The organism is Dactylosporangium thailandense, assembly GCF_059739745.1.
Map to the genome: position 1 here is coordinate 7,154,339 of NZ_AP029195.1, position 13,697 is coordinate 7,168,035.

Genomic DNA, 13,697 nt, shown 5'->3' on the forward strand with positions numbered 1-13,697 from the left:
CGTCGGCTCATGACGGGACAACGCACCGACGCCTACCGCGACGACCGCGCGCACGTCTTCCACTCCTGGTCCGCCCAGCGCCTGCTCGACCCGGTGGTGGTCGAGGGCGGGCTCGGGGCCACGTTCTGGGACGAGGCCGGGACGCGGTACCTCGACTTCTCCTCGCAGCTGGTGAACCTCAACCTCGGCCACCAGCACCCGCGGGTCGTGGCCGCGATCCAGGAGCAGGCCGCGAAGCTGTGCACGATCGCGCCCACGTTCGGCAACGCGGCGCGCAGCGAGGCCGCCCGGCTCATCGCCTCGGTCGCGCCCGGAGATCTCGGGCACGTGTTCTTCACCAACGGCGGCACCGAGGCCAACGAGCACGCGATCCGCATGGCCCGCGGCACCACCGGCCGGCACAAGATCCTCGCCGCCTACCGCTCCTACCACGGCGCGACCACGGGCTCGATCACGCTCACGGGCGATCCGCGCCGCTGGGCCAACGAGCCCGCGATGCCGGGCGTGGTGCGGTTCTTCGGGCCGTACGCGTACCGCTCCCCCTTCCACGCCGAGTCCGAGGAGCAGGAGTCCGAGCGCGCCCTCGCCCACCTCGAGGAGGTCTTCACGCTCGAGGGCCCGCAGACGATCGCGGCGGTGATCCTCGAGCCGGTCGTGGGCACCAACGGCATCCTCGTGCCCCCGCCCGGCTACCTCGCCGGCGTCCGCGAGCTCTGCGACCGCCACGGCGTGCTGCTCATCGCCGACGAGGTGATGAGCGGGTTCGGCCGGTGCGGCGAGTGGTTCGCGGTCGACCGCTGGGGCGTGGTGCCCGACCTCATCACGTTCGCGAAGGGCGTCAACTCCGGCTACGTACCGCTGGGCGGCGTCATCCTCGGCCCGCGCGTCTACGAGACGTTCGCCGAGCGCCCCTTCCCCGGCGGACTCACCTACTCCGGGCACCCCCTCGCCTGCGCCGCGGCCGTGGCCACCATCGAGGTCATGCGCGACGAGGCCATCCCCGAGCGCGTGCGCGACCTCGGCGAGCGGGTGGTCCGGCCGCGCCTGGAGAAGCTGCGCGACCGGCACCCGTCCGTCGGCGACGTGCGCGGGCTCGGCCTGTTCTGGGCGATCGAGCTCGTCCGCGACCGCGGCACGCGCGAGATGCTCGTGCCCTACAACGCGGCGGGCCCGGCCGCGAAGCCCATGGCGGACGTGATCGCCGCGTGCAAGCGCCGCGGCGTGTGGCCCTTCACGCACTTCAACCGCGTGCACGTCGTACCACCGCTGATCATCTCCGAGGAGGAGCTGCTCCAGGGCATCGACGCGATCGACGACGCCCTGGAGACGGCGGACGAGCACCTGGGGTAGCCAGGCTCCGTGCTAGACCCTGGCGCAGGCCGCCCCGTTGAGGGTGAACTGCGCCGGGACCGCGTTCGTGCCGCTGTAGGTGCCCTGGAAACCGAACTGCGCGTTGCCGCCGGCCGGGATCGTCGAGTTGTAGGACATCGCGGCCGCGGTCACCGCCTGACCCGACTGCGTCACCGTGGCGTTCCAGGCGTTGCCGATCGTCTGGTTGCCGCCGAAGGTCCACTTCAGGGTCCAGCCGGTGACCGGGGCCGTCCCCGCGTTGGTGACCGTCACGTTGGCCGTGAAGCCGCCGCCCCAGTCGTTGAGCGTGTAGCCGACCTTGCACCCGCCGGCGGCCGAGGGCGACGCGGAGGGCGAACGGGACGCGGAGGCCGATGCCGACGGCGACGGCGACGGCGACGAGGACCTGGACGGCGAGGCGCTCGTGGAGGTCGGGGGGTTGCCGCCGCTCTTGGCCACCATGAACGCGGAGTGCGCCTTGAACACCGACAGCTCCGGCGCGCCCTTCTTGACGCTGTAGTTGTCGCCGCCGGCCTGCCCGTCGGGGTACCACCAGAAGGCGCTGCCGTCCCCGTCCTGGGCCTGCAGGTTGTTGTAGATCGAGGTCCACCAGGTGCTGCGGTCCACGCCCTGCGTGTTGAACTCGCCCAGGAAGAAGGGCTTGCCGACCACGGTGTGGGAGTCGGCGATCCAGGCGTTGATGAGCGTGTTCGTCTGGGCCAGGGTCAGGTTGGCCCAGCCCTCGTTCGGATACGGGTGCGCCGAGGTGAAGTCGATGTACGGCGACTGCTGGATGGCGACGAACGGGTTGCCCTCGTCGCCGCCGAAGCCGTACTTGGTGCCGTGGCCCTCCAGCCCGGCGTCGACCATGTGGTTGCCGTCGATGCCCTTGATGTAGGCGGCCATGGTGTCGACCCACTTGCGCAGCGTGGTCCCGTTGACGTTCTCCGCGGCGCCCTGGCCCTCGTAGCGCGGCTCGTTCATGAGCTCCCACGCGAACACGGCCGGGTCGTCCTTGTACTTGACGCCGGTGTAGTGGTTGGTGCGGTTGAGCGCGTACGACACGTAGTTCTGGTACTGCGTGAAGCAGCCCGGGCACGCGGCCTGGTTGAAGAAGCGCCACCGGTTGGCCTGCCCCGTCGCCAGCCCCTCCCAGGACAGGCGGGTGTCGATGCCGCCGTACGCCTCCCAGTAGTTCTCGAAGACGGGGATCACGCGGATGTTGTGCTGCGCGGCCGAGTAGAGGATGTAGTCGAACTCGGCGAACTGCTGCTCGCTGTAGACGCCCTTGCTGGGCTCGAAGCCGTGCCAGGCCTCGTGGTCGAACATCCACGTGCGCAGGACCGTGACGCCGTCGGCGGCCATCTCGGCCATGTGGTTGTCGATGCGGGCCTTGTCCATCCACTGCGTCTCGGTGTCGCCGTAGCTGCCGCCGTACGTGAAGGTGTCGTAGACGTTGGCGCCGGCGAAGTAGTAGGTGTGGCCGCCGAGGCAGAAGTGGATGCCGCAGCGGCTGACGAAGCCGGCGGTGGCCGCGGAGGCCCGCACGAGCGGCACCGCGACGACGGCTATGAGAACGGCGAAGACGGCCGCGAGCGCGAGCCGGGCGGGGGCTTTCATGGACACTCCTGGGCAGCGTGGGCCTACTGAACCGCTTCAGTAGGCCCACGCCCAGCGAGCGCCGTCAACGTGCGGTGCGCCGATGAACGCGCGACATATACAAAGCGCTGAAAGTTACGCGCCGCCGGCCGTCAGGGTGACCGTCTTGGGGGCGAACGACGAGCCCGTGGTGTCCACGCCGGCGGCCTTCGCGGCGTCGAGCGCCTTCTGCATGTAGTCGTTGGTGTACGCCAGGCCCTCGGGCTTCTTCTTGAGCACCGTGTCGCCGGTCTGGTTCTTCGTGGTCATGGAGATGTCGACGGTGCGCGACCAGTCGGCCTCGTCGACCAGGCCGACGCCCTTCGGCGAGGGCCAGATGAGCTTGTTGACCTCGTTCATCTGCCACAGCTGGTGGGTCTTGCCGAGCTTGGAGCCCTTGGCCACCACGAGGTCGCGGCACTCCTCCGCGTTGTCGCGGCAGAAGGCCCAGCCCTTGATCGTGGCGGTCAGGAACTTCACGGTCTGGTCCTGGTACGCCTTGTCCTTGAGCTTCTCGGTGTTGGCCCACACGGCGTCCTGCAGCATCGAGGAGCCGACGGTCTTCCAGTCGATGATCTGGAAGTCCTCGGGCTTGTAGAGCTGGCCGGTGGCCGGGTTGGTGGCCTCGAGCAGCTGCGCGTACTCGTTGTAGGACATCGCCTGGGCGACGTCGATCTCCTTCTTCAGCAGCGCCTGCATGTCGAACTGCTGCTGCACCAGGGTGACGTCCTTGCCCGGGTCGAGGCCGGCCTTGGTCATGCCGGCGAAGAGCTCGAACTCGTTGCCGAAGCCCCAGTTGCCGACCTTCTTGCCCTTGAAGTCGGCCGGGCCCTTGATGTTCGAGCTGGCGAACGCGACCTGGTAGGTGCCGGAGCGGGCGAAGATCTGCCCGACGTCGGTGATGCCGGCGCCCTGCTCGCGCGAGGCGAGGGCCTTGGGCACCCAGGCCACGGCGTAGTCGGCCTTGCCCTGCGCGAGGACGGTCTGCGGCACGATGTCGACGCCGCCCTCCAGCAGCTGCACGTCGAGGCCCTGTTCCTTGTAGAAGCCCTTGTCCACGGCGGCGATGTAGCCGGCGAACTGGGCCTGGTAGAACCACTGCAGCTGCAGCTTCACGGTGGTCATGCCGCCGCTGGTCGTGGTGGTGGGGGAGGTGGAGTCGGCCGTGCCGCAGGCGGACAGGGCAAGCCCGGCCGCGACCACGGCGCCGATGATCGGCATTCTCTTCATTGGGGGGAACCTCCGTCAGAAACGGGACTTCCAGGGCATCGCGAGCCGCTCGACGAGCAGCGTGGTGAGGTAGAAGGCGAGCCCGAGCACACAGGCGCCGAAGACGAACGCCCACGCCCGGGGGTAGGCGGTGAACGCGGCGGCCGAGGTGATCCGCGCCCCGAGGCCGTCCTGCAGGCCGCCGAAGTACTCGGCGACGACCGCGGCGATGACGGCCAGCGACGAGGCCTGCCGCAGCCCGGTGAACAGGTGCGGCAGCGCGCCCGGCAGGCGCACCAGGCGGGCGAAGGTCCAGCCGCCCGCGGCGTAGCTGTCCATGAGCTCGCGGTGGGTCGGGTCGACCTCGCGCAGGCCCCGCAGCGTGTTGATGAAGACCGGGAAGAACACGATGATCCCGGCGACCAGCCGGCGCGGCACGCTGCTGGTGGACTCGAACATGTTGTTGAGGATCGGCGCGAGCGCGATGATCGGCAGCGCGTTGAGCACCGCCGCGAACGGCACCGAGACCTCGCTGAGCAGCCGCAGCCGGCTGGTCGCGAGCGCCGCGAGGACCGCCACGACCGTGCCGCCGACGAGGCCGGCGAGCGCGTTGGCCCCGCTGGCCAGGGCCGCGTCGAGCACGTTGGAGCGCTGCTCGACGAGCTCGGCCCAGATCGCCGACGGGGCCGGCAGGATGAAGGGCGCGATGCGGCCGGCCCGCACGACGAGCTCCCAGCCGAGAAGCCCGAGGATGCCCACGAGCACCGGGGGCAGCACCCGCTTCATGACCGCAGGGCCTTGCGCACGGCGGTCACGTAGTCGAAGTACTCGGTGGACTGGCGGGCCGCCTCGTCGCGCTCGGCGAACGCGATGTCGATGGTCGCGGTGATACGGCCGGGGCGGGCCGACATCACGACGACCTTGTCGGAGAGGAACACCGCCTCGGAGATCGAGTGCGTGACGAACACGGTCGACGTGCCGGTCGCCGCGCAGATCCGCAGCAGCTCGCCCTGCAGGCGCTCGCGGGTCATCTCGTCCAGGGCCCCGAAGGGCTCATCCATCAGCAGCAGCGGCGGGTGTACGGCCAACGCCCGCGCGATCGCGACCCGCTGCTGCATGCCGCCGGAGAGCTGGGCCGGGTAGTGGCCGCCGAAGTCCGCGAGCCCGACCAGCGCGAGCATCTCCTCCGCGCGGGTGCGCCGCTGCTGGCGCGGGATCCGGCGCAGCTCCAGCGGCAGCTCGACGTTGCGCCGCACGGTCCGCCACTCGAAGAGCCCGGCCTGCTGGAACGCGATGCCGTACTCCTGCTCGCGGCGGGCCTGCCCCGCGGGTTTCCCGGCCACGCTGACGGTCCCCGCGCTCGGCTCGATGAGGTCGGCGATGAGCCGCAGCAGCGTGGACTTGCCGCACCCGGAGGGGCCGATGAGGGAGACGAACTGTCCACTGTCGACGGTGAGGTCCACGTCGGAGAGGGCGGTCACTTCGTCGGGACGCCCTTGATTGAAAACCTTGGTGACACCCGCGATCGATACCGCGGTCATATGACGTTCACCTCTACCCGACGACGATGACGCATGAGGGGGAGCTCGAGCAGGCTGACGAACGCGGCGACGCACAGGCCGAGCAGGGCCGCGCCCAGCATCGCGGTGTAGACCTTGGCGGGGTCGGAGGTGGCCTCCCGGGAGTACTCGATGACGAGCCGGCCGATCCCGCCCCGCGTGCCGGTGGAGATCTCGCCGACGACCGCGCCGACGACCGCCGCCGCCCCGGCCAGGCGCAGCGCCGGGAACAGGAACGGCAGCGCGCTGGGCAGCCGGAGCTTCACGAACGTGCGCCACCAGCCGGCGGCGTAGCTGCGCATCAGCTCGACGCCGCTCGCCGAGGGCGACTGCAGGCCGCGCAGCAGCCCGACGGCCACGGGGAAGAACGCGAGGTACGCGGCGATCGTGGACACGGTCATCCAGTCCTGCCACGGGTAGGGGCCGAACGACAGCGCCCCGCTCCAGCCGGCCACCAGCGGCGCCAGCGCCACCAGTGGCACGGTCTGCGACAGGATCACGTAGGGCAGCAGGCCCCGCTCCACGACCCGGAAGCGCTGCATGAGCGCGGCGAGCACGAAGCCGATCACGACCCCGGCGGCGAAGCCGACCGCCGTGACGCCGAGGGTGAACAGGCACGCGTCGAGGACCACCCGCCAGATGGGCCGCCCGCCGGTGAGCTCGGGACGGCCCAGGCGCTGCACGACGGTGTACAGGTGGGGCATGGAAAGGTCGTCGGCGCGCGGGAGGATGCGCACCCCGAAGACCTTGGTGCCCTCGTCGTTGCCGACCGCCTTGTAGCCCTCCCACAGCAGGACGAAGGCGGCGACCCCGGCGGTGGTTGCGCTCAGGGCACCCAGGACTCGTCTCATCCGACGGCCGGGATGACATGCTCGCCGTAGGCGGCGAGCGTGGACTCCTTCGCGTCGTGCTGCAGGTACAGGGCGAACTGGTCCACGCCGAGCGCCCTGAGCTCGGCGAGGCGCTCGAGGTGGCGCTCGACCGGGCCCAGGATGCAGAACCGGTCGACGACCTCGTCGGGGACGAAGTCGGTGTGCGGGTTGCCGGCGCGGCCGTGCTCGGCGTAGTCGTAGCCCTGGCGGCCCTTGATGTAGTCGGTGAGCACGGTCGGCACGGCCCCGTCGGCGCCGTAGCGCTCGACGATGTCGGCGACGTGGTTGCCGACCATGCCGCCGAACCACCGCGTCTGCTCCCGCTGGTGCGCGAGGTCGTCGCCGACGTAGGCCGGGGCGGCGACGCAGAACTTGATGGCCGCCGGGTCCCGGCCGGCCTTCTCCGCCGCCGCGCGGACCGCCTTGATCATCCAGGCCGCGATGTCGGGGTCGGCCAGCTGCAGGATGTACCCATCGCCGACCTCGCCCGTGAGCGCGAGCGCCTTCGGCCCGTAGGCCGCGACCCAGACCTCGAGCCGGCTCTCCGGCGCCCACTCGAAGTGCAGATCCCGGTCGCGCAGGCGCACCGATCGGCCGTTGCCGAGCTCGCGGATGACCTGCACGCACTCGCGCAGCTCGGCGAGGGTGGTCGGGCGGGAGCCGAGCACGCGCACCGCCGAGTCGCCGCGGCCGATGCCGCAGACCGTGCGGTTGCCGTACATCTCGTTGAGGGTGGCGAACAGCGACGCGGTGACCGTCCAGTCCCGGGTCCCCGGGTTGGTCACCATCGGGCCGACCACGACCCGCTCGGTGTCGGCGAGGATCTTGCTGTAGATGACGAACGGCTCCTGCCACAGCACGTGGGAGTCGAACGTCCACACGTGGCTGAAGCCGGCCGCCTCGGCCTTCTTGGCCAGCTCGACCACGCCCATGGCGGGCGGGTCGCACTGCAGCACCACCCCTACGTCCATATGTCACCGCACCTTTGGGAAGCCGAGGTCGATCTCGGACGTGGCCGGGTCCGGCCAGCGCGAGGTGACGACCTTGCTGCGCGTGTAGAACTGGATGCCTTCGGGGCCGTACATGTGCAGGTCGCCGAAGAGCGAGGACTTCCAGCCGCCGAAGCTGTAGTAGGCGACCGGGACCGGCACCGGGACGTTCACGCCGACCATGCCGCAGACCACGTCGTACTGGAACTGCCGCGCGGCGCCGCCGTCGCGGGTGAAGATCGCGGTGCCGTTGCCGTACTCGTTGTCGTTCACAAGGTGCAACGCCTGGTCGTAGGAGTCCGCGCGCACGACCGAGAGCACCGGGCCGAAGATCTCGTCGCGGTAGAGCGCCGAGTCCGGGTCCACCTTGTCGACCAGCGACGCGCCGAGGAAGAACCCGGGGCCGGAGCTGACCGCGGCCTCGCGCCCGTCGACGACGACCTCGGCCGAGCCCGGCTCGGCGAGGTAGCCGGCGACGCGGTCGCGGTGCTCGCGGGTGATGAGCGGGCCCATCTCCGCGGCCGGGTCGGTGGCCGGGCCGACCGCGATGCGGCCGATCCGCTCGCTGATCGCGGCGACGAGCGGGTCGGCGACGGCGCCGACCGCGACCACGACGGAGACGGCCATGCAGCGCTCCCCCGCCGAGCCGTAGCCGGCCGAGACGGCGGCGTCGGCGGCCGCGTTCACGTCGGCGTCAGGCAGGACCACCATGTGGTTCTTGGCCCCGCCGAGCGCCTGGACGCGCTTGCCGGCCCGGGTGCCGGCCTCGTAGACCGCCTTGGCGATCGGAGTCGAGCCGACGAAGCTCAGCGCCCGCACGTCCGGGTGCTCGATGAGCCGCTCGACGGCCTCCCGGTCGCCCTGCACGACGTTGAAGCAGCCGTCGGGCAGGCCGGCCTGGCGCAGCAGGTCGGCCAGCAGCAGCGAGGCGGACGGGTCCTTCTCACTGGGCTTGAGCACGAACGTGTTGCCGCACACGAGCGCGTTGCAGAACATCCACATCGGCACCATCGCCGGGAAGTTGAACGGCGTGATGCCGGCGACGACGCCCAGCGGCTGGCGGATGGAGTACACGTCCACACCCGAGCTGGCCTGCTCGCTGTAGCCGCCCTTGAGCAGGTGCGGGGCGCCCGCGGCGAACTCGATGTTCTCCAGGCCGCGGGCCACCTCGCCGCCCGCGTCGGCGACGGTCTTGCCGTGCTCGGCGCAGATGAGCGCGGCGATCTCCTTGCGGTTGGCGTCGACGAGCTCGCGGAAGCGGAACATGACCTCGGCGCGGCGGGACAGCGACGCGGCCCGCCAGTCCGGGAAGGCGGCGAGGGCGCTCGCCACGGCGGCGTCGGTCTCCGCGGCGGTGGCGGCCACGACGTACGCCTGCTGCTCGCCGGTGGCCGGGTCCCAGACCGGCAGCTGCCGGCCGCTGGTGCCGGGTACGGCCTGCCCGTCGAGCCAGTGCCTGATCTCTCGCATCGATGCTCCTACAGCAGATAGTCGGACAGTCCGCGGCGGACGAACCGTCCGTGGCCCTTGGTGCCGTGATAGGTGTCGCCGGACACGATCACGGTGCCGCGGGAGATGACGGTGTCGACCTTGCCGGCGACCTCGAAGCCCTCCCAGGCCGAGTAGTCCATGTTCATGTGGTGCGTCTCGACGCCGATGCGGGTGCGGGCCGCGGGGTCGTAGAGCACGATGTCGGCGTCGGAGCCGGGCGCGATGATGCCCTTCTGCGGGAAGAGGCCGAACATCCGCGCCGGGGTGGTGGCGATGGTCTCGACCCAGCGGGCCAGCGACAGCTTGCCGTCGACGACGCCCTGGTACAGCAGGTCGACGCGGTGCTCGACGCTGCCGATGCCGTTGGGGATCTTCGAGAAGTCGCCGATGCCCATCTCCTTCTGGTCCTTGAAGCAGAAGGGGCAGTGGTCGGTGGAGACCACGGACAGGTCGTTGGAGCGCAGGCCCTTCCACAGGTCGGCCCGGTGGCTCTCGTGCTTGCTGCGCAGCGGCGTGGAGCAGACCCACTTCGCGCCCTCGAAGCCGTCGGCGCCGAGCTGGTCCTCCAGGGTCAGGTACAGGTACTGCGGGCACGTCTCGGCGAACACGTTGCGGCCGAGGTCCCGGGCGGCGGCGACCTGCTCGAGGGCCTTGCTGGCCGAGAGGTGCACGATGTAGAGCGGGCAGTCGGCGGCCACCGAGGCCAGCCAGATCGCACGGCTGGTCGCCTCGGCCTCGAGCGCCTCCGGGCGGGTGATGCCGTGGTAGAGCGGGTCCGTCTCGCCGCGCTCGAGCGCCTGCTTGACGAGCACGTCGATGGCCGGGCCGTTCTCCGCGTGCATCATGATCATGGCGCCGTTGTCCCGGGCCTTCTGCATCGCGCGCAGGATCTGCCCGTCGTCGCTGTAGAAGACGCCGGGGTACGCCATGAACAGCTTGAAGCTCGTGATGCCCTCGGTGGCGACCAGCTGGTCCATGGCCTTGAGCGAGTCGTCGTCGACGCCGCCGATGATCATGTGGAAGGCGTAGTCGATGTGGCACTCGCCCTGGGTCTTCGCGTGCCACGCGGCGAGCCCGTCCTGGACCACCTCGCCGTAGCGCTGGATGGCGAAGTCGATGATCGTCGTGGTGCCGCCGAAGGCCGCGGCCCGGGTGCCGGTGTCGAAGGTGTCGCTGGCCTTGGTGCCGCCGAACGGCATCTCCATGTGCGTGTGGGCGTCGACGGCGCCGGGGATGACGTACTTCCCGGTCGCGTCGAGCACCTCGAAGTCACCCTCGACGGGCCCGTCGCCGGGCATGAAGATCGCCGAGACCTTCTCTCCCACCACGAGCACGTCGGCGGCGATCGGCCCCTGCGGCCCGACCACGGTCCCGCCTTTGATCAACAAGCTCGTCACGGCTGTACCAGCTCCCCGTAGGCGTCGGGACGGCGGTCGCGGTAGAACTGCCAGCGGTCGCGGACCGCGGCGAGCAGGTCCATGTCCAGATCACGGACGATGAGCTCCGGGTTGTGCGCGTCGCCGACCTCGCCGACGAACTTGCCCTCGGGGTCGACGAAGTAACTGGTGCCGTAGAAGTCGTTCTCGCCGAGGTCCTCGATGCCGGTGCGGTTGATCGCGCCGATGAAGTACTCGTTCGCCACCGCGCTGGCCGGCTGCTCGAGCTGCCACAGATAGGCCGAGAGCCCGCGGCTGGTCGCCGAGGGGTTGAACACGATCTGGGCGCCGCCCAGGCCGAGCGCGCGCCAGCCCTCGGGGAAGTGCCGGTCGTAGCAGATGTAGACGCCGACCTTGCCCACGGCGGTGTCGAAGACGGGGTAGCCGAGGTTGCCGGGGCGGAAGTAGAACTTCTCCCAGAAGCCCTTCACCTGCGGGATGTGGTTTTTGCGGTACTTGCCGAGGTACTTGCCGTCCGCGTCCACGACGGCGGCGGTGTTGTAGAGGACGCCGGGCTGCTCCTGCTCGTACATCGGCAGGATCATGACCATGCCCAGCTCCGCGGCGAGGGCCTGGAAGCGCTCGGTGGTCGGGCCGGGGATCGACTCGGCGTACTCGTAGTAGGCGGAGTCCTGCACCTGGCAGAAGTAGGGGCCGTAGAACAGCTCCTGGAAACAGATGACCTTGGCGCCCTGGGCCGCGGCCTGTCGTGCGTAGTCCTCGTGCGCCTTGATCATCGATTCCTTGTCGCCGGTCCAGTTCGTCTGCACGATGGCGGCGCGAATCACGGTCATGGCTGCCCCTCTCTGGTCGGTCCACAGTGGCCGGTAGCGGGGATTGCCCGGCGGCAGACCGCCCTTGATCCCGGGTCGGATGCCGTAGGACACTAACGACACAAATCTAGGCGGACAATGGTCCAAGCGTTACAGAATGTTTCGGAGATGTAATTTGCTAGCGCTCATCACGGGGGCGGTGGACGACCGCAGTGCCCGGGGAATCGCCGCTGCCGTCAGCCGTCTCGTGACCGCCGGGGCGCTGCCCGCCGGCACCCGCCTGCCGACCGTGCGCGACGTCGCCCGGGAGCTCGGGATCAGCCCGACCACGGTCAGCGAGGCGTGGCGCAGCCTGGCCCGCGCGGGCGCCATCCAGACCCGGGGCCGCTCGGGCACGTTCGTGGCCGGCCCGTCGGTGCCGCGGCAGCGGCTGCGGTACGCCCAGCTCGGCGCCCGCGTGAGCGAGCTGCGCGGCGGCCTGCTGCGCGACTACTCGACCGGCATCCCGGACTACGACCTGCTGCCGAGCCTCACCGAGGCGCTCAAGCGCATCGGCGACGCCCGGCTGACCACCTCCTACCTCGACGGCGCCGTGCTGCCGGGCCTGGAGGAGGTGCTGCGCGAGCGCTGGCCGTTCCCGCCCGAGCGGCTCACCGTGGTCGACGGCGCGATGGACGCCCTGGACCGCATCACCGGCGTGGTGGTCCGCTTCGGCGACCACGTGCTCGTCGAGGACCCGGCGTTCCCGCCGACGCTGGACCTGCTGGAGACCGTCGGCGCGACGGTCGTCGGGGTCGGCATCGACGAGCACGGCCTGCGCCCCGACGCGCTCACCGCGGCCCTGGCCGGCTACGAGCCCGTCGCGCTGTTCCTGCAGCCGCGCGCCCACAACCCGACCGGCGCCAGCATGACCCCGGCCCGCGCCGACAAGCTCGCCCGCATCCTGGCCCGCCACCCCGGCGTCACCGTGATCGAGGACGACCACGCCGGGGCGATCGCGACCGCCCCGCCGGTGAGCCTGGGCCGGCGGCTGCCGGACCGGACCGTGCACGTGGTCAGCTTCTCCAAGAGCCACGGCCCGGACCTGCGCCTGGCCGCGATCGGCGGACCGGCGTCGGTCGTCACCGCGGTCACGGATCGCCGGCTGCTCGGCCCCGGCTGGTCGTCGCGGCTGCTGCAGGCCGTGCTGCTCGACCTGCTCACCAATCCGGCGACGGTACAGCAGGTGGCCGAGGCCCGCGACGAGTACGCCCGCCGCCGCACCGCCCTGCTCGACGCCCTCGACGCGCGCGGGGTCACGGCCACCGGCGCCGACGGCATCAACATCTGGATGGCGGTCGCGAACCAGCAGGTCGCGCTGCTCACCCTCGCCGCCCACGGGATCGCGGTGGCGCCCGGGGCCCCGTTCGAGGTGAGCCACCAGGACAGCGACCACGTGCGGATCACCGCCGGGCTGGTCCGCGACGACTTCGAGGCCCTCGCCGGCATCTTCGCCGAGGCGGCCGGCGGCGAGGTGCGCGGCAGCGGCCCGCGCGCGGCCAGCCATCCCCGCGGCTGGCGGTGAAATCGCCATCCATGTCTGGCGCCGCAAGCGGTCTCTAGACTCGCCAGCATGGCGACATCACCCGCTGCCGTTGCAGACCTCGGCAACGAACTGCAAGAGCTCGGATGGGTCAGCGACTTGATGGTGGCCGGGTCGCTGGCGACCGGCGACTACACCCCCCGCATCAGCGACCTTGACTTGGTCGCGCTCGCCGACGGGCCTGTCGACACCGGCCGGCAGGCGGCACTGGCGGCCATCCATCGTCGCCTCGACAGCGGAAGCGGCGCGGGATTCAAGCTCGGCTGCGTGTACGTCGACGCCGCCACCATCTCCCGCATCGAGATGGAGCACCCGACCTGGACGCACGGCCAGCTCTTCGCACGCATCCTCTCCAGGGTCACCAGAGCAGAGCTGGCGCGGCACGGGTACGAAGTCTTCGGGCGCCCGCCGCGCGACGTCTTCCCCGAAGTCTCGGCGGACGACATACGAGCGGCGGCCCGCGCCGAGCTGACCGGCTACTGGGCCTGGGCCGCTCGGCGTCCATGGCTGTGGCTGGACCCCACCATCGCCGAACTCGGTCTCACCTCCATGGCCCGGGGCCGCCACGCACTCGACCGGGGCGAGCTCCTCACCAAGACCCAGGCGATCCAGCAGGCGCACGCCCCCGCCTGGCTGATCGACCAGCTCAGCGCCCGACGGCGAGGCGAAGCCGTCTCCTCACCCCGGATACGGACGGCCTTCCTCGCCTGGCGCGACGCCCGCCGGACGGTCGCTCACGCCAGACGCCGGTGATGGCGCGTGATGGACGCGACAACCGGGCCCGCCCCCTGGCCGCGC

12 protein-coding genes are annotated in these 13,697 nt (G+C 70.8%); 3 read left to right on the forward strand and 9 right to left on the reverse strand.

All coding sequences use genetic code 11. The features are described 5' to 3' along the window. The first annotated feature begins 9 nt into the window (after window positions 1–9). Window positions 10–1,350, forward strand: a complete 1,341-nt coding sequence (locus tag AC6JBM_RS31600) for an aspartate aminotransferase family protein (protein WP_497977671.1) — start codon at window positions 10–12, stop codon at window positions 1,348–1,350. A gap of 12 nt (window positions 1,351–1,362) precedes the next feature. Here AC6JBM_RS31600 and AC6JBM_RS31605 read toward each other — a convergent pair whose 3' ends face one another. The 9 genes from AC6JBM_RS31605 to AC6JBM_RS31645 all read right to left on the reverse strand — a co-directional run bounded on the left by AC6JBM_RS31605 (window position 1,363) and on the right by AC6JBM_RS31645 (window position 11,338). Then, window positions 1,363–2,970 (reverse strand): cellulose binding domain-containing protein, encoded by a 1,608-nt coding sequence (locus AC6JBM_RS31605; RefSeq protein WP_497977672.1) that lies wholly within the window; start codon window positions 2,968–2,970, stop codon window positions 1,363–1,365. A 114-nt stretch (window positions 2,971–3,084) separates the two neighbouring features. Next, entirely contained in the window at window positions 3,085–4,218 is a 1,134-nt protein-coding gene (locus tag AC6JBM_RS31610) for an ABC transporter substrate-binding protein (RefSeq protein ID WP_497977673.1), read from the reverse strand. Window positions 4,219–4,233: 15 nt separating this feature from the next. Next, on the reverse strand, window positions 4,234–4,983 hold the full coding sequence (locus AC6JBM_RS31615; RefSeq protein ID WP_497977674.1) for an ABC transporter permease: 750 nt from the start codon (window positions 4,981–4,983) through the stop codon (window positions 4,234–4,236). Then, complete coding sequence (locus AC6JBM_RS31620) at window positions 4,980–5,678, reverse strand: ABC transporter ATP-binding protein (protein WP_497977675.1); 699 nt, start codon at window positions 5,676–5,678, stop codon at window positions 4,980–4,982. The genes AC6JBM_RS31615 and AC6JBM_RS31620 overlap by 4 nt, the downstream gene beginning before the upstream one ends. A gap of 56 nt (window positions 5,679–5,734) precedes the next feature. Then, the gene (locus AC6JBM_RS31625; protein ID WP_497977676.1) at window positions 5,735–6,607 is read right to left on the reverse strand and encodes an ABC transporter permease; all 873 of its coding nucleotides are present in this window, start codon (window positions 6,605–6,607) and stop codon (window positions 5,735–5,737) included. Further along, window positions 6,604–7,599 carry a TIGR03842 family LLM class F420-dependent oxidoreductase gene (locus tag AC6JBM_RS31630; RefSeq protein WP_497977677.1) on the reverse strand — a complete coding sequence of 332 codons (996 nt, stop codon included), beginning with the start codon at window positions 7,597–7,599 and terminating at the stop codon, window positions 6,604–6,606. The genes AC6JBM_RS31625 and AC6JBM_RS31630 overlap by 4 nt, the downstream gene beginning before the upstream one ends. Window positions 7,600–7,602: 3 nt before the next feature. Further along, complete coding sequence (gene mmsA / locus AC6JBM_RS31635; protein ID WP_497977678.1) at window positions 7,603–9,087, reverse strand: CoA-acylating methylmalonate-semialdehyde dehydrogenase; 1,485 nt, start codon at window positions 9,085–9,087, stop codon at window positions 7,603–7,605. An 8-nt stretch (window positions 9,088–9,095) separates the two neighbouring features. After that, window positions 9,096–10,505 carry a dihydropyrimidinase gene (gene hydA, locus AC6JBM_RS31640; protein WP_497977679.1) on the reverse strand — a complete coding sequence of 470 codons (1,410 nt, stop codon included), beginning with the start codon at window positions 10,503–10,505 and terminating at the stop codon, window positions 9,096–9,098. Beyond that, window positions 10,502–11,338, reverse strand: a complete 837-nt coding sequence (locus AC6JBM_RS31645; RefSeq protein ID WP_497977680.1) for a nitrilase-related carbon-nitrogen hydrolase — start codon at window positions 11,336–11,338, stop codon at window positions 10,502–10,504. Before AC6JBM_RS31645 ends, hydA begins: the two co-directional genes overlap by 4 nt. A 178-nt stretch (window positions 11,339–11,516) precedes the next feature. On the opposite strand from AC6JBM_RS31645, the gene AC6JBM_RS31650 reads away from it, so the two are divergent. Both AC6JBM_RS31650 and AC6JBM_RS31655 read left to right on the forward strand, forming a co-directional pair. After that, window positions 11,517–12,881 carry an aminotransferase class I/II-fold pyridoxal phosphate-dependent enzyme gene (locus tag AC6JBM_RS31650; RefSeq protein ID WP_497977681.1) on the forward strand — a complete coding sequence of 455 codons (1,365 nt, stop codon included), beginning with the start codon at window positions 11,517–11,519 and terminating at the stop codon, window positions 12,879–12,881. Between the two features lie 48 nt (window positions 12,882–12,929). After that, on the forward strand, window positions 12,930–13,652 hold the full coding sequence (locus AC6JBM_RS31655) for a nucleotidyltransferase domain-containing protein (RefSeq protein WP_497977682.1): 723 nt from the start codon (window positions 12,930–12,932) through the stop codon (window positions 13,650–13,652). The last annotated feature ends 45 nt before the right edge of the window (window positions 13,653–13,697 follow it).

Coding starts and splice junctions, on each gene's coding strand:
- AC6JBM_RS31600 (WP_497977671.1), top strand. CDS start 10: ATGACGGGACAACGCACCGACGCCTACCGCGACGACCGCGCGCACGTC.
- AC6JBM_RS31605 (WP_497977672.1), bottom strand. CDS start 2,970: ATGAAAGCCCCCGCCCGGCTCGCGCTCGCGGCCGTCTTCGCCGTTCTC.
- AC6JBM_RS31610 (WP_497977673.1), bottom strand. CDS start 4,218: ATGAAGAGAATGCCGATCATCGGCGCCGTGGTCGCGGCCGGGCTTGCC.
- AC6JBM_RS31615 (WP_497977674.1), bottom strand. CDS start 4,983: ATGAAGCGGGTGCTGCCCCCGGTGCTCGTGGGCATCCTCGGGCTTCTC.
- AC6JBM_RS31625 (WP_497977676.1), bottom strand. CDS start 6,607: ATGAGACGAGTCCTGGGTGCCCTGAGCGCAACCACCGCCGGGGTCGCC.
- AC6JBM_RS31630 (WP_497977677.1), bottom strand. CDS start 7,599: ATGGACGTAGGGGTGGTGCTGCAGTGCGACCCGCCCGCCATGGGCGTG.
- mmsA (WP_497977678.1), bottom strand. CDS start 9,087: ATGCGAGAGATCAGGCACTGGCTCGACGGGCAGGCCGTACCCGGCACC.
- AC6JBM_RS31645 (WP_497977680.1), bottom strand. CDS start 11,338: ATGACCGTGATTCGCGCCGCCATCGTGCAGACGAACTGGACCGGCGAC.
- AC6JBM_RS31655 (WP_497977682.1), top strand. CDS start 12,930: ATGGCGACATCACCCGCTGCCGTTGCAGACCTCGGCAACGAACTGCAA.